The sequence below is a fragment of the uncultured Nitrospira sp. genome (genome assembly GCA_902500695.1).
In the GTDB taxonomy this organism is placed as follows: Bacteria; Nitrospirota; Nitrospiria; order Nitrospirales; family UBA8639; genus Nitrospira_E.
Genome location: CABVRQ010000065.1, coordinates 1 through 22025 on the forward strand (window position 1 = coordinate 1; position 22025 = coordinate 22025).

The following is a 22025-nucleotide window of genomic DNA, read 5'->3' on the forward strand; positions in this document are numbered from 1 at the left end:
AGCATAGAGAGGGCTCATGTCGCCCTCGCGAAATAGTCTCTGTGACCACCATTGATTGGTGTAGGGAATGCGGGGAAAAAGCACAGGTGAAAGGGGTTTGAGTCAGCTGGTGTCCATTTTCCTAAAGCGCATGGGTTTCTGTTCGGAGTTTCTTGGATAAAGGTTTTTGATGATGCGACCTCTCCTTTCTATTGTTGTTCCAATTTACAACGAAGAGGAATGTGTCCATCCCCTTTATGAGGCCATTCGAACGGCCTGTGAGAGGAATGGGCAATCATATGAAATCGTGTTTGCGGATGATGGAAGCAAAGACCGGACCTATGAGTTACTTGAAGACATTCATCGAAAGAATTCTGAAGTCACCGTGATTCGTTTACGAAAGAATTTTGGACAAACCGCAGCGATGGCTGCCGGGTTCAGAGCGGCTCGGGGGCACGTTATTATCAGTATGGATGGGGATCTGCAAAATGATCCCAGTGATATTCCGCAACTGTTGGCCAAAATAGCAGAAGGATATGATGTGGTCTGTGGATGGAGGAAGGAACGGAAGGATAAATTTCTCTCCCGACGGTTCCCTTCCCTGATTGCCAACTGGCTTATCGGAAAAATCACCGGAGTCGCTATTCATGATAATGGATGTTCACTGAAAGCCTATCGAGCCTCAATTATTAAACGCGTGGCTCTTTATTCAGAACTGCATCGGTTTATTCCGGCGATGGCAACTTTGTCCGGGGCGAGAATCACCGAATTGGTCGTCACTCACCATCCACGAATATTCGGAAAAAGCAAATACGGAATTTCAAGAGCGTGGCGGGTGTTTTTGGATTTGTTCTTAGTGAAAATGGTGACCGGTTTTGCAGCCAGACCGGCATTGTGGTTTGCCATACTCGCCATTCCTGGAGCCTTGTTGGCGGTCCTGAGCTTCGTCGGCATGGTTTTTTCAGAGACCATTGGCATTGTATTTCCTGCGACGACTTTTTTGTTATGCGCACTGACAGGGCATCTGCTGACCATGGGAATGCTTGGGGAAATGATCCTCTATTCCGGGGATTTTCGTCCCGATCAGATGATCTGGAGAGTCCAGACTAAATGATTCTTGGGTCCGGTCTCCATCGTCGACAAGGGAGTAACCTTAATAGGGTTGGAATGATGTATCAACCGCCTCACGCATATGCCCTCCCGGGGGTTGGCTTCCATCGGGTTGCCAGTCTTATTGAAGGTCAGTGCCCATTCCAAATTCACCGTGTCCGCACCAGCGTTCTCTTTGTCATTTCTTGTGCTATGCCATGTTTAACTTTAAAAGGCGAATTCTCATGACTGTCCATTCCGTCGGTCCAGAATCTGTTTCTTCAGATCCAATGCCGGTTGCGGTCTCTGTTGTCGTCCCGGTTACAGAACGATGTGATGCCCTTGATGAGATTTATCGTGTGCATGCGGACATCTTACGTCGTATGGTTCCCTCATTTGAATTTATTTTCGTCCTGGACGAAGGGTTTGAACAACCTGCCGAATCTCTCAACGCCCTGATAGCCAAGGGTGAGCCGATTCGAATCGTTCCGCTTCAGCGGCATTTTGGAGAAGCGACTGTTTTGATGGTGGGGTTTCAGGAGGCCAAGGCTGAGGTCATTCTGACGTTACCAGCCTATTTTCAAACACTGCCTGAAGGCCTGCACACGGTGATGGATTCCCTCAAGGAGGGATATGATTTGGTGGCGACCCGCCGATATCCGCGAAAAGATCCCTGGATCAATCGTCTGCAAAATCGTCTCTTCCACAGTGCTCTGGGATTACTGACTGGCGTGGAGTTTCATGATATGAGCTGTAGCCTTCGTGGCATTCGAAGGCCTGTGGTGCGAGAAGTCAATCTCTATGGAGATCTTCATCGGTTTCTTCCCTTGCTCGCCTATCAACGGGGGTTCCGGGTGGTGGAGCGAGATGTCGCCCAGCATCCAGCCGATTGTCACTCCCGAATGCTTGGCCCCGGCGTATACCTTCGCCGCTTTCTGGATATCATTACGGTTGCTTTCCTCTTTAAATTCACAAAAAAACCATTGCGATTTTTTGGGCTGATCGGAGCGGGATTGTTTTCAGGTGGCCTGGTCATTTCTATGGTTTTGGCTATGCAAAAACTCTTTGGACTCACAGGATTGACCGATCGGCCTCTGTTAATCCTGGGGGCCTTGTTGATGGTCCTCGGTGTTCAAACTGCATCGGTCGGACTGTTGGGTGAGATGATTGTGTTCACACATGCCAGAAAAATGAAGGACTACACCATCAAAGATCTCTTAAAAGCTAGAACGTAAGTATGGTGGAAAACAATCGATAAAGAATCGGCAAAACCGAAATACGTACGTCCCTCCTTTTTCACGACCAGCTGGTTTATGAGTATCCCACTCGCTCCATTCCGAAAGGTCTTCCATTCCAAAAGTGAATATTGGTGCGCCCTTCTGGCTCTTGGGGCGATTGTGATCGGAGCTCTAGCCAGGTTTAGTGAATTAGGCGCCTGGTGCTTGGCGGTGGATGAATTTTATATCGCCAAGTCCGTTGAACTGATTCAGCAAAAGGGGATCCCGGTCTATCCTGATGGTGGCATGTATTGGAGAGGGCTGTTCTTCCAGTACGTCGAAGCCGGCAGTGTCGGCCTATTCGGGATGAATGAATATGCGCTTCGACTGCCGGCGGTCCTGTTTAATCTGTTCACGATCCCGCCTCTTTATTTGCTGAGTAGGAAAAGAATTGGAAATTCTGGTGCATTTCTCCTGGTTGCCTTTTTTTGTGTATCCATTTGGGAAATCGAATTTGCTCGATTTGCCCGTATGTATTCGATGTTTCAATGTGCATTTCTTTGGTTTTTATATTTTTTTTATGAAGGATTCTTTCTTGGAAGAACGCGCGCCATTTTATGGTCATATGCCATTGCTTCCATCAGCATTGTCATCTATGAAGGTTCGATTTTCATGGCGTGTTTACTGTTCTTGCCTCTCTTCCTTCGAGGAGTAAGCCTGGCGAAACAGGTACAGTATGGGATTTCGGCCGGGGCAATTCTTCTGTTGAATGTTCTAGTTCCGAAGGTATGGTCTCGCCTTTTCCCTGGAGATTCGGGAAATGAGTACCCACAAGGATTCGTTCTCCCCCAGGAGGGTGGAGGCATTCTGCTTCTCCCAGATCTTTCCTTGTGGAAGTCTGTCTTCATGCGCGGAGATCTTTGGGGTGCAGGGTATTTTCTGCTTGTCCTTATAGGAATAAGTCTCGCCTATATGGTGATGAAATCGTCCTTATTGGATTGGCGGCAAAAAATCATAGGCTTGGTTATCCTCGCCGCCGGCCTGTCTCAGTTGTTTGGGATCGTGGTGGCTCTCCTGCTTGTCTCCTATTTCACTCAACACGTTGATCCAAAGTTGGTCGTTCGTAAGTCAATCGAAATGAACATTGCCGTATTCCTGATTGCCTGCCTTGGATTCTGGCTTACAGTGGGGTTACTTACAGCTACCGGGCATTTTGGGATACAGGGGGCCGAAAGTCTGTCCCTGCATAAGATGTTGGCTATTGTCTTTCATTACCCGAGAGTGATGGAAGAATTTGGTTTTCTCTGGCTGGTTGTCATGCCCTACGTCATGATGCTGTCATGTCTTTTTGGGTTGATGGTGCTGTGGGGGTCCAGAAATTCCCGTCACTTCCTGACCGATCACTTCCTCCTCCTTGTGTTGGCCAGTTGTATCCTCATCCTGGGAGTGATCAATACGTTGTATAACTCAACAAGATATTCCTTCTTCCTGTATCCCTTGGTTCTTCTTCTTTGGTTTGAAGGGGCGCTGGCTTTGAAATCATGGCTTGACTCGAATTGGGCTCCCAATGTCATGTTAGGAAGAGTTTCAAAGTGTGCGGTGGTCCTCTTGCCATTTGGACTGTTGCTCGGGTCGGAAGATTTCTCTTTTGCCCATCTCCTGAATATCGGAAAACCGGAGGTGAACTTCCGGATGAACGTTTCCGAGGAGGTTGGGATTCACTACTATCAGCGAGCGGATGTACGAAGTCCTGCCGAATATATTAATGACGATTGGGAGCCTGGCGATCTGATTCTCAATGCCGTCCCTTCTTCCTCATTCTATCTCACCCATGAGCATTACATCTTTTATGATGATCAGTCTTCCCTCTTTAGGGAGAATTCGCAAAACGGAGGAACGACAGACCGTTGGGGAAACTTGATTCTGCATAATAAGGACACCATACAAAAGGCAGTGCAGGGGAGGGATGGTGACGTGTGGATCCTGACAAATCCAAGATACCAGACGGTGTTGTTTGAATGGGTCAAAGAGGCATTAGGGGAAAATTTCGCGGGCACTCATCGTGCAAATCCGGGTAGAGATAAGAGAATGCAGGTCATCAAAGTCAGGCGTAATCCGCCCGAATGATGAGCCATAATTTGAATACCACTCCCTACATCAGTGAAAGGCTCCCTTTGGTGTCGATTGTTGTCCCTGTATTTAACGCGGAAAAATTTTTACGTGAGACTCTTGAGTCGATCCTATGTCAAACCTATAGGCCCATCGAAATTATTACCGTGGACGATGGATCTACGGATTCTTCCCCGGAAATTTTGAGGGAATATGCAGATCGGATCCACTGCATACATCAGGAGAACCAGGGGGTAGGCGTTGCCCGGAATGTGGGAGTTGGACACAGTGTGGGATCGTACATTGCCTTTTGCGATGCTGACGATATTTGGTTTCCAGGGAAACTTAATTCGCAAATGGAAATTGTTAATCGACATTCTTGCATCGGGGTGGTGGGTGGGTTCATGGAGAATATCGATGAACTGGGTAGAACGCTCAAGTCATGCCACAGGGCATTGAAACTGTATGACAAGCCCATGAACCTTCAGCAGGCTCTCCTGATGGAAGGCAATCTGATCTGTCTGTCGACTGCTCTGATCAGAAAAGATGTGTTTTCGAGCATCGGGGGATTCCAAGCAGGACGACACGATATCAAAGCGGAAGACTTTGATTTGTGGATCCGGTTGTCGGGAAAGACTCAATTTTACCTTTCTTCCGAATACATGGGGCAGTATCGGATCCTCAAAAAGTCGAGGAGTCATGGAAGTCTTCGGAAGGAATATGGCGCACAATTTCAATTATTGCGCATGTACCGGAGTGAGTATACTTCTGAAAATTACAACATACGTAAGGCGAAGATCTATGCTGAATGGGCCGAAAGTAGTTTTGTTGAAGGAGAAAAGCATGCCTGGAAGTTGCAAGCCAAGGCTATGAAATTGCATCAAGCCAACCTCTCCTACCAAGTCCAGTTTGCCCGGGGATTGGTTAAACACTTGGTTAAAAGGCTTCTTTGCCTTCTTCAAGGGAATACCGGTTTTCGCAAGGATATCGAGTGATGCTCTCGACGATACCTGAACGTCTGGCCGAATTAGTCGAAGAGCATGGTTGGCTGGACGGTGTCGGAAAGATCCTGAACGAATTGGACTCCAATGAGAGAAATGACCTCTTTTGGGAAATGCATCTGGGTTCGCAGTCAGCTTGGATGTTATGGGTGGGGCGAACAAGCCAAGATATGGTTTTAAATCTTGATGCAGGGTTGGGAACCACAACCGTTGCCCTCTCTTATTTATTTTCCAATGTGACGGGAGTGTTTCGTGACGAGCCCAGTAGTAGGTGCGCTATGGCTCGCGCCCGGCAGGAGGGCCGGAAGATTGAAACGATTCCCATTGCCGGCCTTAACAAGCCACTTCCTTTTCAAGATGGTCTCTTCGATGTCATTTGTCTTTCCAACGCGCAGGTTTGGTTGGAAGCCGGTGGAGGCACTGTATCCAAGGGTAGGGAAGACATTTCCAAACTCTTCAACCTATTAACCCCTGGGGGGATGATCTATTTGGGCATGAGGGAAGGGCCATTATTCCCATGGATTGGCCATGATTCTCCCAGGTTATTCCAACCGGGACTTGGATCTGCATTGGAGAGGAATTCAAGCAGAGTACTCAGCAGACTCACCTTTTATCCGACTTCCGGTCCTGTTGAAGCGGTGTTTCAGGAACGAAACAAAAAGTCGTGGATTTCCAGATGTCGGTCCACATTAAAAAAAGTGGTGAAAGGGGAGTCATACGGTTTGATTGTAGGGAAGTCCTGCCCGGATCGGTCTTCAGGCGTGATCGGGGATATTTTGAATCACCAGGAGGGGGAACGATCGGATCGATCAGATATTGAAGTATATGTGGGAACGGCAAATGCCCTAGTTGGGAAACTTCCAGATCGGATTGTCCGATTTCCTTTAGGCGGCGAGCCATTGATTCGATGTCGAAATAATTATGAAACGTTGCAATCCTTACAGGGTAACAGTCCTGTGGCTATTCCCGCTCCCTACGATCTCGGGAATTTTGGTGATCTGAGGTATTTCGCAGAATCCAAGCTGCCCGGGGTTGAACCAACAGGGGAACGGAAATGGGCTTGGAAAACCGACATGATCACGGCCCAGGCTTTTCGATACCTTTTGCAACTTCATAAGGCAACAGCACAGAAGGTGATTCTTGATGGCATTCTCTTTGAAAGCCTTGTGGGTGCTTCCCTAGCTCATTTAATGCGGTATTGCAAAGGAACCGATAAAGCTATCGTGACTGATATTGAAGTCCTATTGAAAGAACGGTTGATGGGAAAGACCGTGGTTCTTGTACGGACTCACGGGGACTTTAAGCGCACGAATTTACTTGTCCAGGAATCCGGAGAGGTTGTGGGTTTGATCGATTGGGACCTGTCACGGGGAAAAGGTTTTCCCTTGATGGATTTACTATGGTACTTGAGTTACGAAGTCTATTTGAATCAGGGAATCCCCTTTTATCAAGCCATTGTGAGGATGGCTTTTGAGGAAGATCTCTTGATGAATGATTGTGTGCAAACGTATTGGCAGGAACTCTGCTTAGGACCTATCGGACAGCAGAAGTTGTTTGCGGCCATTCTGCTTCTCTACCAATTTCATGAGCATTCGGACCATTGGCATAAATCAGATGAAGAGTGGTTCTCTCATATCATGATGCCAATCCTGCGTGCTGCTTTCGAGAATGCATTGGGTGCTGTTGCCGAGCCAAGCCATTCTGTCTCATAACAATTCGATTGGATATTCGGCAATAAACAGTCCGCCGGCTCTGGTTGATGTTCTTTCCTTTTTTATGGACTAATGAATATGCAGTCAGACATGAAGCGTTTATTCAAGCATTCTTCCATTTATGCCCTTGGGGGAATTGTCAATCGCGCTGGAGCGTTTCTTCTTCTTCCGCTCTACACCAGTTATTTGACTCCGTCAGAATATGGAACACTGGAGTTAGTCTATGGGGTCACTGCGCTCGTGTCTTCTTTGCTGGGTGTCGGATTAGCCCATGCCACCCTTCGGTTTTACTTTGAATTCCAGGAAGAATTAGAACGAAAACATTTGGTGAGTACCACATTGGTCGGTGCTGGTGTTTTTGCCTGCGGTGGGGTAGCCTTGTTGTGGTTGACGACACCGATCTTGTCCAGGGTCTTATTGGGATCAGCCCAAGAAGCCAGCCTCCTGCAACTTGGGCTTTTGATTCTTATCCTACAATTGTCTACGGAAATCGGGCTCGCGTACTTTCGGGCGAGGGAGTATTCCACCCGGTTTGTCGTGGCTTCTTTTCTGCGATTACTGTTACAGGTCGGTTGCAATTATTACACGGTGGCTATTCTTGGATGGGGAGTGTGGGGGATTCTTCTGGGTAATCTCATGAGTGTGGGCATATCGTGGGTCTATGTTGTTGGCACCACGGTATATGAATGTGGCTTACAGTTCCACCAAACGAAGTTTCGTCAGGTACTCGCCTATAGTTTTCCCTTTCTCTTAAGCACCATCGTTGGTGTGGCCGTTCTGTATTCAGATCGGTTTCTTCTCAAGGCTTTGTATGGACTTGAAGCGGTCGGGATCTATGCCTTGGCCTTAAAGTTCGTGGAATTGGGCAATGTGTTGGTTCTCGAGCCGTTTAAAAACAGTTACGGATCTTTCCGCTTTTCGATTATGAACAATGAGAATGTCAAAGAGTTGCAAGCCAAAATTGTTATTTATATGGCTGCAGTGGTTGGCCTATTGGCACTGGGGATCTCAGCCTTTTCGCCGGCCGTTCTGCGGATGTTGACGACTTCAGAATATTGGCCGGCGGAACACCTTATCCCGATTCTGGCGGCGGGTCTTTTGGTGTCAAGCTTGGGCTATCCCTTTCAGACCGGCATTTTGTATATGAAAAAGACCAAATACTTGTTTTATGTGACCGTGATGGCCGGCGTGGTAAAAATCATCTTAAGTATTGCCTTGATCCCTCGTCTGGGGGCAATGGGAGCCGGTCTTGCGTTTCTTTTGGCGGAATTCGTGAGTGTGAGTTTTATGCTGTTTTATTCGCAACAGCTTTTTCCTATTCAATATGATTATCGAGCTCTGGGGAAAATTGGAGGGATTTGTGCCCTCCTTTTGGGATTAAATTGGGTAATGCTGTTTATGGGATACGGCGGATTCCTGGGAGCTGGCGTGGCCATTGTGAGTTGCTACCCCTTTCTCCTCTTAAGTGCTGGCTGTTTGAATTGGTCAGAAGTTGAGGCGGGGTGGGATTTCGCTACCCATGGAATAAAGCGGATGTGGGGAACAGCCCAATAGGTTTGCCCCCATGTCGTGAACGTTTTCTTGAATGGGATCGCAATAAGTAGAGGAATGGCTTTGATTGGTCAAACAAAAGTTGCTCACGTGGTTTTAAGTCTTCAACCTGGTGGACTTGAACGATTGGTCTGTACTCTTGTCAGTTCCCCAGTGTTGTCAACCTTGCCCACTATCGTCGTCTGTTTGGACGAGCCGGGTGTTCTGGCTCCTCTGGCTGCGCAATCCGGTTGTCGGATTCTCCTGGTCAAGCGTAAGCCGGGCCTTGATTTGGGGTTGATCAGGCGGTTGGCCAAGGTGTTGAAGCGGGAAGGAGTTACCGTGGTTCACACCCACAGTCTTGATCCGATGTTGTATGCGGGGTGGGCAGCGTGGTGGACCTCTGTTGCCGTTCGTATTCATACGCAACATGATATTTGGTTGAGAACCTACAATTGGAAGGACCGTCTGAAGTTTCGTGTCGCATCCAGATTTTTCCATAAAATCGTCGGAGTTTCTGAAGATACCACTAGGTCATTTGCGCAGTATGGAATCTCCTCTCCTAAAGGTCTGACGATATTAAATGGGATCGAAGATAAGAAATTTTCTAGATCACACCGAGTGAAGAGTGTCGCTGTTCCCGAGGAATCTGGTTCCAGGAATCCAAAAGAATGGGTAGTGGGAACAGTTGCCCGACTTTCCCCGGAAAAAGGGATCCATCATCTCTTGCACGCCCATGCGATTCTTCGATTACGTGGGCTCCCTATGCGGCTGGTGGTGGTGGGAGAGGGGCCTCAGCGAGGTGAGTTGGAAATGCTTGCTCGGACTCTAGGCCTTTCTACAACAGTAGAGTTCATGGGATATCAAGAACATGTAGAAACGTTCCTTTCCACATTCGACTTATTTGTTCTTCCGTCCATTTCGGAAGGAATTCCCCTTTCATTGTTGGAGGCGATGGCCAACGGCCTTCCCGTCGTTGCGACGAATGTGGGCGGAATCCCGGAGGTTGTTGTGCATCAGGAGTCAGGGCTCTTGGTTCCTTCCGGTCAGCCAGACACACTAGCTCAAGCTCTTGAGCAACTTATTCAGGATCCATGTGAAGCCGAACGAATCGCCAAAAATGGTGAATGTCGTATTCGAGAACGTTTTGGAATGACTGCCATGTCTGAGGCCTATCTATATCTCTATGGGGGAGAACCGCCAACTCCATTTTTGAAGAACATCGTGAAAGCGTGTCTTCGGATGTTCCCACGGCGATGGATGTTATGGAAGGGGAAAGGGACCATTCGTCACATAGCCATTACTTTCGACGATGGCCCGGATCTAATTTACACTCCTCAAATTTTGGAGGTACTAAAAGCCTATGGTGTCACAGCAACCTTTTTCCTTGTTGGAGAAAAGATCGAACAGCACAAAGAGATGGTTAGGAGAATTTTTGATGAAGGGCACGAATTAGGAAATCATTCCTATACCCATCCTTCTTTTGATTTCCTGTCATGGAAAGAATCCGTAGGAGAAATCGAAAAGACGCAGTTTCTTCTTCGAGCCATCACAGGACATCCATGCCAATCATTTCGTCCCCCTTTCGGGAAATTATGCTTGGGTTCCATTGTTGGGGCATGGTTAGCAAACATGACATGTGTCATGTGGAATGTTGATCTCAAAGATTTTCAGGCCACGAGCTCGGGAGAAATTCTTGCTGCGCTACAATGCCAGTCTCTTCGGTCCGGGGATGTTCTGTTATATCACGGAACGAATCCTTCTGCCGTCAAGGCACTTCCGGCTATCCTGGATCTTATTGTCCGCAAAGGCATGCACCCGGTTCACATTTCAAAAATGCTTTCGGTTTGAGGGAGTGCCACGGTGAAATTTCTTTATCATCATAGAACGCTGGGTCGAGGAGGGGAAGGGGTTCATATTGCCAGTCTGGTTCGGGCTCTTGAAACGCTGGGTCATACGACCCGGGTGGCGTCTCCGTCTGGTGTGGATCCACTCCAGATGGCAGGAGCCTCGCCAGTCGATAAAGGCCAGGCTCAGGTACGAGGGATAACCCGAATCTGGAAGTTCGTAAGCTGTTGGGTTCCGGATATTTTCTTTGAAATTCTCGAAATCGGCTATAACGTGGTGGTGTTGATTCGATTGGGGCCTATTTTAAAACGGCGTAGTCAAGACGTGTATTATGAACGGTATGCATTCTTCATGTTTATGGGGGTTTATTTAGCCAAGTATTTGGGGTGGCCTGTTTTGCTGGAGGTGAATGAGGTGGTTGGAGTTCAGAGAGCCCGAAACCAGGTGCTGGTTCCTGTCTCTCAATGGTTTGAAAGATTGGTCTTCCAAAAGGCCGATGTGATATTCACCGTTTCGAGCTTTTTGAAAGAAGAGGTATTAAAGCGGGGCGGAAAACCAGGTAGGGTTCATGTGATTCCCAATGCGGTGGATGCCCAAGTGATTGAATCGATTGAAACCGGTGCCCAGATTCGAAAGCGCTATCGATTCGATCGTCATATTGTCGTTGGTTTTGCAGGGTGGTTTGATACCTGGGACCGATTAGATCTGCTTATTGATGCGGTCGAAGAGGTCCACAAAAAATACCCTCATGTTCGGCTTATGCTGGTGGGCAGTGGCCCGGTTGCCGACCTGCTTACGGAACAGATACGAAGGAGCAAATTAGAAGAGGTTGTTTTTCTCACAGGTCCCGTGCCTAGGTCCCAGGTGTTATCGTATATTGCCGCTATGGATATCTGTGTCCTTCCAGATTCAAATGTCTTTGGTTCTCCGATTGTCTTGTTTGAGTTTATGGGTATGGGAAAAGCCGTGATTGCGCCGGACCTTCTGCCTATTCGAGATATTATTGAAGATGGTAAGGATGGATTGGTTGTCCAACGTGGCGATTCTGATTCGCTCGGGCAGGCCATCTCTCTGTTATTGAGGAATAGTGACCTCCGGATAGAGTTAGGTGACCGTGCCCGGCAAAAAGTTTTGGGTCAGCATACCTGGCATGAGAATGGAAAAAAGGTTGCACGGTTTGCCTCTGCACTCATAGACAAGAGTTGATGACCCTGGTTCCTCCCTCCGCGCTATATTAATCCGCTTAGGATTGTCGGAAGAATTACCGACATAAACACCATACACTTATCTGTAAACGAGTTTAATCTCTCCTTTCCTTTTTGAGATGGAAGTATGGCCTTAGGCTCGGCTTGAAGGACATTCGAGGGGAAGGGTTGAATCCCTATTCTAGTGAGAAGGAATTAGCATGGAACTGCTATTTTGGATGGCGTTTGTGGCGGTGCTGTATACCTATTTTGGTTATCCACTGCTTATTTGTCTTTTAGCCTGTGTGAGACCAAAGCCCATTGCGCAAGGAAATTTCTCTCCTTCTGTTTCTATGATTATTGCGGCCTATAACGAAGAGAAAGTTATTGGTAGCAAAATCTCAAACGCCATGGCGCTGGCATATCCAGAAGGGCAGTTAGAGATTATTGTGGTGGCGGATGGGTCCACTGATCAGACGGTGAGTATTGCTCAATCGTATGTGGAAAAAGGAGTCACTGTCTTACATCGACCGGCCAGGCAAGGAAAGACGGCAGCTTTGAATCATGCGGTTTCGGTGGCTACCGGGGAGATTGTTTTATTTTCCGACGCCAACACCGTCTATGAGACAACGGTGATTCAGAAGATGGTACGAAATTTCCATGATCCTTCTGTGGGCGGGGTTTCGGGCCGAAAGGTCATTTTAAAAGACTGTGATAGGCAAACCAGTCAAGGGGAGACGGCCTTCTGGAACTACGAAGGTTGGCTTAAATCGAGGGAAAGCCGTTTTGGATCCATCGTGGGTGCAGATGGGGAAATCTTCGCTATTCGCAGAGCTCTTTTTGCCCCTATGCCATCCGTCATTGTTCATGACGATATGTTTCTTTCTCTGAAAATTGTTGAAGCCGGATTTCGAGTGATTTATGAAGGAGAAGCGACTTCTGCCGAATATTCCTCAAAAACGCTTCATGATGAATTTTTTCTTAAGGTTCGCTATGCATCTGCCGGATATCAGATTCTTACTCAATTTCCAAAGATGTTTTTTCCGCCAAAGACGTTCTTTGCCTTTCAGTTTATCTCTCACAAATTATTCCGCTGGTTAATCCCATTTTTTCTTTTGACCATGCTGTTGACCAGTGCAATGATTCCCTCTCTTTGGTATTACAGTCTTTTCTGGGGGCAAGTGTCTTTTTATCTTGCTGCGGTCTTAGGATGGCTTCTCATGAAAAAACTTGGTCGCGCAACTCTTTTATATGTGCCCTTGTACTTCTGTATGGGGAATGCGGCTGCATTGTACGGATTTTTCCTTCATTTTTTTAGTTCCGGACAAACCAGTCTTTGGCGTAAAGCCGAACGTTAGGAGTGTCCTAACCTTGGAGAATGGCCAAGTGTATCTCTTATATGGGCTTCTCGGGGGCTTTTTGATCCTCCTGGGGTTTGTCGGACTCGTATTACGCCAAAAGCAGATGCATCTCTGGATTGCAAGTTATGTCATCCAGCAATTTCGTTCCCGCCCAAAGTTGACTGAGGGGCCGATTCATATATTTTTCTGTGTTGCGGACCATTATGAGCCCGCTGTTGGTGGTGTGCCGTATGAACAGGAATGTGCACGGGTGGAAAAATGGATGAAACTGTATCCGGATATCGCGTCCAAGCATCGGGATGTGAGTGGGCGATGCCCCCAGCATAGCTTCTTTTTTCCTGCAGAAGAATATCGTCCCGCTCATTTAGATCATCTCGCCGCCTTATGTAGAAAGGGGTTTGGAGATGTTGAGATTCATCTCCACCATGATAATGATACCGCCGAACATTTGAGGAAAACCCTTCATGAATTTAAGACTATTCTTCATGAAAGGCACCATCTTCTCCGCAAAAATCCCGAATCAGGAGATATCGAATACGGTTTTATCCATGGGAATTGGGCTTTAGATAATAGTGGTGCTTCAGGAAAATGGTGTGGAGTCAATAATGAGATTTCTATTTTGCGTGAGACGGGGTGTTATGCAGACTTTACCTTTCCCTCTGCTCCCGACGAGTCTCAGGTTGCCACAATTAACTCTCTGTATTATGCCACCGATGACCCCATGAGACCGAAATCCCATAACACCGGTGTTCCTGTGGAAGATGGGAGGAAGTCCAGTGGAGATCTGATGTTGATCCAAGGTCCGTTAGGGCTGAATTGGAAATCCCGAAAATTTGGGTTACTTCCCAGGATTGAAAATGGAGAACTCTCCGGGGATAACCCCCCCTCCAAAGATCGCGTTGACCTTTGGATTAAGACTCATATTCACGTACAAGGACAACCCAATTGGATCTTTGTGAAACTGCATACGCATGGAGCCGATGAAGAGAATATGGGAGTTCTGCTTGGAGAGCCCATGGATCGTATGTGGACTTATCTGGAGGACGAATATAACGATGGTCGAAGATACTGTCTTCATTATGTGACCGCCTACGAATTATTTCAGGCTGTCAAAGCTGCGGAAAGTGGAGCCGTGATCGATCCTTCCTCCTATTTGGCAAAATTTGCGAGATCCTCCCAAACCACAACAAACAATAAATAAAATAAATTCTACCCCCTGGGCTATTTTATTCCAAAAAGGCGCAACGGATTTCATTTAAAACATTATGGTCAAAGAAGAAACCGCAGCCATACAGCCTGTGGACTCCATGGAGCCCAATCGGAACTCCGGGAATGGACCAATACCCTCACCGCTGTCTTTTCTTCTATTTCTTTACTTCATCACGCTCTATCTGCGGCCCCAAGACTGGGTGCCGTTTATGCTGGATTGGCCTGTTGATTATATTATTTTTGCCTTTTTGCTCGGTGGCTCCATTTTTCAATTAGATGGGTGGCAGCGTTTGGGCAGGTTGCCATTATTGTATGTATTGATAGCCTGGCTTGTGGTGATCAGCCTGTCAAACCTTGCGCAGGGTGGGGAAGGATCATGGTACGCCAGGGCGGCTTTCACTGAGTATTCGAAATCCTTCCTTATTTTTATGTGCTTATTCATTTTTTTGAGCTCAACTGGACAAATCCGCCGTCTGATCTGGTTTCAAATTATCCTGTCAGGGCTTCTCGCCTACCAGTGTATTGATCAAGTGGCTACCGGCGTTGGGTGGGCCGGGCAACATCTTGGTTGGGATGATGGTCATGGTGGGCGTGCAAAGTGGGTTGGACTTTGGGATGGGATGAATGTCCTGGCCTTGCTGTTTGTCATTTCCTTCCCTTTTCTCATTCAATTTATGTTCTCTCCCTGGAATATCTTTGTTCGGATTACTTCCTTCCTTTTTACCATACTTATTTTTCAAGGCCTCCTTTTGACTCAGTCTCGCGGCGGGTTATTGGCCACAGTCGTAGCATTGTTCGCTTCTTTGGTCTTACGATTTAAGCCACGTACCGCGTTGATCCTTGGTGCCATTGTTCTGGTTTTGGCCGCGCCTTTGGTTGGTTTTCTTACGACACGCGGGTTGGATGATAGCGACGGGAGTAAATCGGCGTCACATCGTGTGGAGCTTTGGGCTGCGGGGTTGGAGATGGCTAAGGAAAACCCGATCTTTGGAGTAGGCAAAATGCGTTTTAAGAGTTCTGCCAGACATAAAACAGGACTTAGCCTGATCGCACATAATTCATATGTCGAAAATCTTGGAGAAACCGGCTTTCCTGGGCTATTTGTCTATATCTCCTTGTCTTATATTTCCATAAAAGGGCTGTGGCATGTTTCAAAGCAAGTTTCCGATCCAAAGGATCGCTCACTCGCCCTGGCTCTTTTAGCGAGCATCTGTTCGTATGCAGCCACCTCCATGTTTGTGACCACAGATTTTATACTTTTTTATGTACAGCTTGGCATTGCTGCAGCTTTTTGCTCATTAAATGGGTTTCATCCTCGGTTGACCCGGAATGATTTCATTTGGATTGCCCTTATAGAAGTGGGGTTTGTACTGTTTCTTCGATTATTTACTGCACTGTTTTTTGCTGGCGTCCTGTCATAACCTTTTCTTTGGAGTCATATGCTATGTGTGCCATATGTGGTGTGGTGAGGATGAGGGACGGTGAACCTGTCGAACAAAGTCTCCTTGTGCAGATGAGGGATTCAATGGTCCATCGGGGCCCTGATTCCGCGGGAATATTTTTGAATAAGCATGTTGGCTTTGGGCATCGAAGGCTGAAGATTATCGATTTACATGCTGGCGCACAGCCGATGTTTAATGAGGATGGGTCTATTGCGGTGGTCTACAATGGCGAGATATACAACTTTCTTGAATTGCGTGAACACTTAATGGCCAAAGGCCACACCTTTCAAACAAAGTGCGATACTGAGGTTATTGTGCATGCCTATGAAGAATATGGAATTGACTGCCCTAAATGGTTTGATGGGATGTTTGCCTTTGCTCTGTATGATGGCAACAAGAATTCTGTTTTTCTCGCTCGGGATCGTGTTGGGATAAAGCCCCTTTATTATTATGTGGATCAACATCAGTTTCTCTTTGCTTCCGAAGTGCGCGCCATTCTCAAAGTGCTTGAATTTCGCCCATCCGCAAATATGGCTGCTTTGGATTTCTACGTATCCGTAGGATATGTTCCCGGCCAATCCACCCTGTTTCAAGGCATCCAAAAACTGCTCCCTGGGTATGGTTTATCTCTTCAAGATGGGCAAGTGACCATTTCACAATATTGGGATCTGAATGATGCTCCTCCTAGCGAGTTATCCTTTGATGAGGCTCAGGGGCAATATGCGGAATTACTTCAAAAAAGCATTAAAATGAGCCTGATGAGTGATGTCCCACTGGGGGCATTTTTAAGTGGTGGGATTGATTCCAGTGCGGTTGTTGCAGGAATGAGTCAATTTATGACAGAGCCGGTCCAGACTTTCTCTGTTGGATATCGGGATGACCGGGATGCCAGCGAACTTCCCTATGCCCAGCGTATTGCGAACACTTTTCACACTGATCACCACGAGTACATCCTTGAATCGGATGAATTCTTTACCTCATTGGATTTGTTACTTGAGTACACGGAAGAACCCATTGTGGAAAGTGCGGCTATAGCACTATTTCACCTCTCTCGGCTAGCCAAAGAGCATGTGACGGTTATTCTCTCAGGTGAAGGAAGTGACGAGATTTTAGCCGGTTATCCCCTGTACCCAATTATGGCAAGGCTTGATCGAATCCACCGGGTATTTGGCTACCTCCCATCCTGGATGCTTGAATGTCTGTCGGCCAGCATCAAGGCTAATGAAAAATACACAAAGTATGTTGATTGGATGCGAATGCCTCTTATTAAACGCTATCGAGGAATCTCTAGCGATGTGACGCCGAGTATTAAGCAAAGAATGTATCAACCGGCCTTTGCTTCTCGTTTGGGAAACGATTCTGATGTGTTTTTTGAAAAGCTTTTTGGCACTCTTTCCCAAAGTTCCGCCTTGAGGAAAATGGGCTATCTGGATATTAAGTCATGGTTGCCGGATGATTTGCTGGTCAAAGCGGATAAGATGACGATGGCCAATTCACTTGAACTCCGTGTGCCATTTTTGGATCACCATTTACTTGAATTTGCCATGTCGTTGCCTGATGAGTATCGCTTGAAAGGGTGGGAGGGAAAATTAGCCCTGAAAAAAGTTATGGAAAAATTTTTGCCTCATGAGATCATTTATCGAAAGAAGAAAGGTTTTCCCGTGCCGGTGGCGAAGTGGTTTAGGGAAAACCTTTATCACCAGGTTCGTGATGTCTTACTGGATAGCAAAAGTCTGACGAGAAATTACTTTCAAGAGTCGTATATTGATAATGCTTTGAAGCGACATCGGCAGGGAAAGGAAGATTTGAGCCGAAGGCTTTTTTCCCTTGTCGCTTTAGAAATGTGGCATAAGAAATACATCGATTGATTCCTCTCTTTACCGAATTTTGGACGGTTCTCTATGCTATCCCAGCCCCTAAAAGTTCTGTTTATTTCCCAGATTTTTCCGACTCCCGTGAATCCAAACAAGGGGGTCTTCAGCGAGCAACTTGTTCAATGTTTAAAGAACTATTGTGAGGTCCGCGTTGTTTGCCCACAACCCTGGTTCCCGAGGCTTCCTCGATGGAAAATTTTGGAGAGATGGCATGAATATTCATTAATTCCAACTGATTATGATATCGGTAGCACACCCGTCTTGAGCCCGAAATATCCGTTTATTCCTAAATGGGGTGACCGTTACCATAGTTTTCTGTTCTTCCTAGGGCTTATTCGATACGCGTACGCCCTGAGGCGCTGTTTTCGATTTGATGTGATAAATGCCCATTGGCTTTATCCTGATGGAGTGGCTGCTGCCCGGCTTGCCAGAATAATGGGGGTACCCTTGGTCCTATCAGGTCTCGGGTGTGATGTGAATATGTTTTTGTTTGAAAAGCGCAAGAGGGGGTCGATTCTTCGTGCCTTGAAACAGGCTTCTCGAGTCACAGTTGTTTCAGAAGAGTTGAAAGCTCACCTGCTAGGCGTGGGGATAGATCATGAGCGTGTCACGGTTATTCGTAACGGCGTGAATAAACAATTATTTTTCCCAAGGGATCAGACCGAGACGGGAACCAGACTTGGCCTTCCACAAAAGGGCCTTTGCGTTTTATTTGTCGGAAGATTAGCAGAAGAAGAAGAAAAGGGCCTTCGGTACCTGATTGAGGCCTTCCAAGAACTTGTTCGAATTAGAAAGCCATTAATCCTCTATGTTGTCGGGGATGGCCCCATGCTCAAACCGTATCAAGAGCTCGTCCACAATCAAGACCTTCAAGGGCATATCCAATTTGTTGGTGCGAAGGCACATCAGGATATTCCTCTATGGATAGGTGCTTGTAATATTTTCTGTTTGCCGAGTCTTCGTGAGGGATGTCCCAATGTGGTTCTTGAGGCATTATCCTGTGGCCGTCCAGTTGTGGCATCCGGAGTGGGTGATATTCCCAATCTCATTGGGAAAGCCAATGGAATTCTTGTTGAGCCTGGCAATAGTCACCAGTTATGTGAGGCGTTGGAGATTGCATTGTCCAGGAAATGGGATCAAACCGAAATTTGTGCGTCGGTCAGTACCTTAACTTGGGATGCGGCCGCATCCCAATACTATTCCGTTCTCCTCGGTGCCTGTTCTGATGTGTGATTTCCTTACGGATGGGTGGAAGTATTTCTCGTAAGGGAGAGGTGCAGCAAGCATTTCATGGCTGCTTGCTGCAACAGGGTAGACCTTATCATTGAATGGTAAGGGTGAGGCCTTTGGGGGAAGCCGGAGGAATCGTATCGGAGGTTCCACCCCCATTCGCATATTCTGCTGGAAGAGGGTTCCCAAGAAATTCCCAAATATAATGTGTGAGGGATGCTTTGCCGCAGAATCCTCGTGATTCATTTGCACAGAGATCCGCCTTGATCCGTGCTTCATTTGGGAATGGCCAGAGATTTTCGTTGGTTAAGGTGCCATTTTGATAGCGTTTAATAATTGTCGCGCCAATATCTCCACCATCGGAGGCCGCCCCCTTATTCGGTGTCCCTGTTTCCGCCCGCAGTAGATATTTTAATCCTGGTTGTATACTGGAATCGTGGGCTCCCGGACTTGCGCCGTTATAATTGGGATTATTCGAATAGACGTTATTGTAATCTGATGTGACGGATCCATTGATTCCACTATTGGAATTATTTTGTATGAGGCTATTTTTCAGGGAGACATTGGTCACCTGATTGCCGCCGCCACCGAAATATGTCCCATAAGATCCCCCACCCAATGTGACATGGTTGAGGGTGGTATTGCTGCTTTTTCTAGGAACTGTGATTGCGTAGACATTACCCCAGGACACAACATTTTCGAATCGATTATTGTTATTGACTGCCCCTCCTGACTCAGAAGCCAGACCGTTCCCCACATTATTGAGGCTAATCATACCAAGAATGACGTTATTTGATGAGCCGGTATAGGGAGCTGTGTCACCATTGCTATTGCCGGCAAGCAAAATCCCACCACGATCTCCTCCTCCTGTGGCAGTCGTCCCATCCAGGAGAATCACATTCTCCAGCAGGCTGTCATAGGTATTGTATAAACTCATGTTGAATTTCGGGTCACCTGGTTTGTAGTCCAATCCATCCCAACGATCCCATCGGAGCACAGCCCGCCGGACGGTCACTTTGGTACCTCCGTAGACACTCAGGACATATCGGCCAGCACCCCAGCCCCACACTTCTTCGAATAACGAGTCACGAATCCTGGCCAAGCTCCAGACGTTATTGTTCGTGTTCACCGCACTGCCAAATGCCCCGGTGCGGCGAATGGTAATATTATTGATTTGATTGGTTAACGATGTCCCATCTGGTGATTGAATGGAAACGGCAGGTCCTTCGCCGGAATTCTGGAGGCGGAGCCCTTCGATGACGATATGATGAGTGCCCGCTTGGCGGATGTCAATTCCCGAACGAGCTCCTGCACCATCGATGACGGCTTTGCCATCGTGTTCTGCCTGAATGATCGTGGGTGAGGTTGTTGACCCACTTGGTGGATTCGTGATGGTGCTCCCTTCATAATTATACTGACCATCTTTGAGGATATAGGTGTGGCCACCGCCCTTCGAAAAAGCATACGTGAGCGTATAATAGGGGTTCTGATTGGTGCCATTACCCAGGACATTACTCCCTGAGGGAGATATATAATAGGTCGCGGCAAGGCTCTGGGTGGCATGCAGCATGAAAAATGCTGCCAGTAATGGCCAGAGTATTGCGGGATTTGTTGCATATCGCCTTTTCATGGTTTTCTCCTTTTGGTGCTCTGTCATAACTACTATGGAATCACTTACGGATAGGAATTTAATTGATGGTAATGCTCGTAGACGTATTTTCTATCGTTCCCTGAAAATTGGGTTTTTATCCCGTGACTGGTTATGTTTCGGTAACATTAAGGAAAGCTTTAGTAAGGTTTTTAAGAATTTTTCAGCCTTAACTATGCCCCAGCTCGAAAACTCCCAATCGTTGGTGATCGATGCTTTTGAATAAAGTTGCATGCTGTGTGTCTGGTTGGAGCTGGTACCGAACGTCAGCCTAACCTGGGCATTTGTGGGTTGGTAATAGATCGTTGTCCATTGTTCTTTGATCATAGGCTGGATTTCTCTTTTATGGGGACGATTAAGTCGAAGTACCGCATTTAGTGAAAATCTATGAGCCAGTTTAAGAACACTCATATTTGTTGCGTTTACCTTTGAACCTTCTCAAGGGAATCAACAGAGATTAAGAGCCCATTCGAAAAGGTTATCCTAATCTCACTAGTTGGCCACTTCCAAATTCCCAAAATAATATGTGTGGATGCCTGAGCTTATTTAAGTGAAAGTCTGCCAGTATCAATGGCCGAGGAATGCTCTGCTCACGAAATCCTCCAGCCCGATATCTTGCCACTCCCAGGCGGAAATATAATTGTTGGTTTAGCGGAGCACCCAATTAATCGCATCCTGCGCAGCGAAAAGGTCAAGCGGGGTGGAATCATTTGGGTAGGTTACCCTGTTGACAGGGTTTCTCCTGCATTTTACGTCCCTTCGAAAGTGATTTGGCGATTGGTTCTGTCTATCCCACGGAGTGAATAATTAATATTCCGATAAGTCCCAACTTGAATTTGTCCTACTGCTACTAAAATTATTATTGGCATCTCCCCAGGCTTCATCTAGATGCTCCTACATCCCGAGAGTTGCAAGTAAAGGTGGTGACGCTGGTCACTCTCCCCGTCGCAGTGCTTGCCACTATCTCATTCTTCGGTCTGTTATCTGTAGTCAAATTTATCATATAGGTGTCACTTAGATTTTTCCGGATACTCATCTTATTGTTTCGCCACCGATACTTCATGGGACACTTTTGCCTTAGGGTTTGACGATGGCGGTGTACATGCTCAAATCATTTCCGCTATTGCCACTGCTGGCATTGCCCCCGAGGGTAATGGTGCCGGCAGGGAAGGCCCGCACAAACAGGCTGAAGGTCGCATCCGAGGTCACCAAATTTGTCCCGGTATCGGTAAAGGTGCTCAACCACGAGGGTTTCGAGGTAATGCGATCGCCATGGGCAACATACACGGAGACGGGTTGATTGACCGTAAAGCTGAGAAAGGCGGTATTGGTCGCTGATTTGTCATCATTCGCCGTTCTGATATATGCCGCTCCCTGTACGAGAGCGGGAACGGTCGTAAAGGTATAGGCGCGGTCGATATAGACCGTGCCCCCGGCTTGGAGGCCGGAGGTGGGCACAACATAGGCTTTCCCGCTGGACACGGTCAGATTCGAAATATTGAGTGTTGAGGTGGGTGGCGGTGTTGGCGGCGTACTAGTATTACTCACCGTGACCGTGCGGGGTGCGGAGGTGGTGGTGTTGCCCGCCGCAT

Annotated in this window: 15 protein-coding genes; 13 read left to right on the top strand and 2 right to left on the bottom strand. The window is 47.2% G+C overall.

Annotated features, from left to right (window positions below; all coding sequences use genetic code 11):
• Positions 1-169: 169 nt before the first annotated feature.
• The 13 genes from AAH187_RS14565 to AAH187_RS14625 all read left to right on the top strand — a co-directional run bounded on the left by AAH187_RS14565 (position 170) and on the right by AAH187_RS14625 (position 18788).
• On the top strand, positions 170-1093 hold the full coding sequence (locus tag AAH187_RS14565; protein ID WP_342349195.1) for a glycosyltransferase family 2 protein: 924 nt from the start codon (positions 170-172) through the stop codon (positions 1091-1093).
• Between the two features lie 220 nt (positions 1094-1313).
• Complete coding sequence (locus tag AAH187_RS14570; RefSeq protein ID WP_342349196.1) at positions 1314-2303, top strand: glycosyltransferase; 990 nt, start codon at positions 1314-1316, stop codon at positions 2301-2303.
• 78 nt (positions 2304-2381) lie between these two features.
• Positions 2382-4412 (top strand): glycosyltransferase family 39 protein, encoded by a 2031-nt coding sequence (locus AAH187_RS14575; protein WP_342349197.1) that lies wholly within the window; start codon positions 2382-2384, stop codon positions 4410-4412.
• Positions 4409-5389 (top strand): glycosyltransferase, encoded by a 981-nt coding sequence (locus AAH187_RS14580; RefSeq protein ID WP_342349198.1) that lies wholly within the window; start codon positions 4409-4411, stop codon positions 5387-5389. Before AAH187_RS14575 ends, AAH187_RS14580 begins: the two co-directional genes overlap by 4 nt.
• Complete coding sequence (locus AAH187_RS14585) at positions 5389-7107, top strand: phosphotransferase (protein WP_342349199.1); 1719 nt, start codon at positions 5389-5391, stop codon at positions 7105-7107. Before AAH187_RS14580 ends, AAH187_RS14585 begins: the two co-directional genes overlap by 1 nt.
• Positions 7108-7197: 90 nt before the next feature.
• A complete protein-coding gene (locus AAH187_RS14590; RefSeq protein WP_342349200.1) occupies positions 7198-8661 on the top strand; it encodes an oligosaccharide flippase family protein in 1464 nt (487 codons plus the stop codon).
• A gap of 60 nt (positions 8662-8721) precedes the next feature.
• Complete coding sequence (locus tag AAH187_RS14595) at positions 8722-10488, top strand: glycosyltransferase (RefSeq protein WP_342349201.1); 1767 nt, start codon at positions 8722-8724, stop codon at positions 10486-10488.
• 12 nt (positions 10489-10500) lie between these two features.
• A complete protein-coding gene (locus AAH187_RS14600) occupies positions 10501-11691 on the top strand; it encodes a glycosyltransferase family 4 protein (RefSeq protein ID WP_342349202.1) in 1191 nt (396 codons plus the stop codon).
• Between the two features lie 199 nt (positions 11692-11890).
• Positions 11891-13027 carry a glycosyltransferase family 2 protein gene (locus AAH187_RS14605; RefSeq protein WP_342349203.1) on the top strand — a complete coding sequence of 379 codons (1137 nt, stop codon included), beginning with the start codon at positions 11891-11893 and terminating at the stop codon, positions 13025-13027.
• Between the two features lie 13 nt (positions 13028-13040).
• A complete protein-coding gene (locus tag AAH187_RS14610; protein ID WP_342349204.1) occupies positions 13041-14231 on the top strand; it encodes a hypothetical protein in 1191 nt (396 codons plus the stop codon).
• A 64-nt stretch (positions 14232-14295) separates the two neighbouring features.
• Positions 14296-15660 carry an O-antigen ligase family protein gene (locus AAH187_RS14615; RefSeq protein ID WP_342349205.1) on the top strand — a complete coding sequence of 455 codons (1365 nt, stop codon included), beginning with the start codon at positions 14296-14298 and terminating at the stop codon, positions 15658-15660.
• Positions 15661-15683: 23 nt separating this feature from the next.
• Positions 15684-17549, top strand: coding sequence for an asparagine synthase (glutamine-hydrolyzing) (gene asnB, locus AAH187_RS14620; protein ID WP_342349206.1), 1866 nt, complete (start codon positions 15684-15686; stop codon positions 17547-17549).
• A 33-nt stretch (positions 17550-17582) separates the two neighbouring features.
• Positions 17583-18788 carry a glycosyltransferase family 4 protein gene (locus tag AAH187_RS14625; protein ID WP_342349207.1) on the top strand — a complete coding sequence of 402 codons (1206 nt, stop codon included), beginning with the start codon at positions 17583-17585 and terminating at the stop codon, positions 18786-18788.
• Between the two features lie 88 nt (positions 18789-18876).
• On the opposite strand, the gene AAH187_RS14630 is transcribed toward AAH187_RS14625, so the two are convergent.
• Positions 18877-20415, bottom strand: coding sequence for a hypothetical protein (locus AAH187_RS14630; RefSeq protein WP_342349208.1), 1539 nt, complete (start codon positions 20413-20415; stop codon positions 18877-18879).
• Between the two features lie 1095 nt (positions 20416-21510).
• Positions 21511-22025 (bottom strand): hypothetical protein (locus AAH187_RS14635; protein WP_342349209.1); only part of this gene is annotated, 515 nt, incomplete at its 5' end.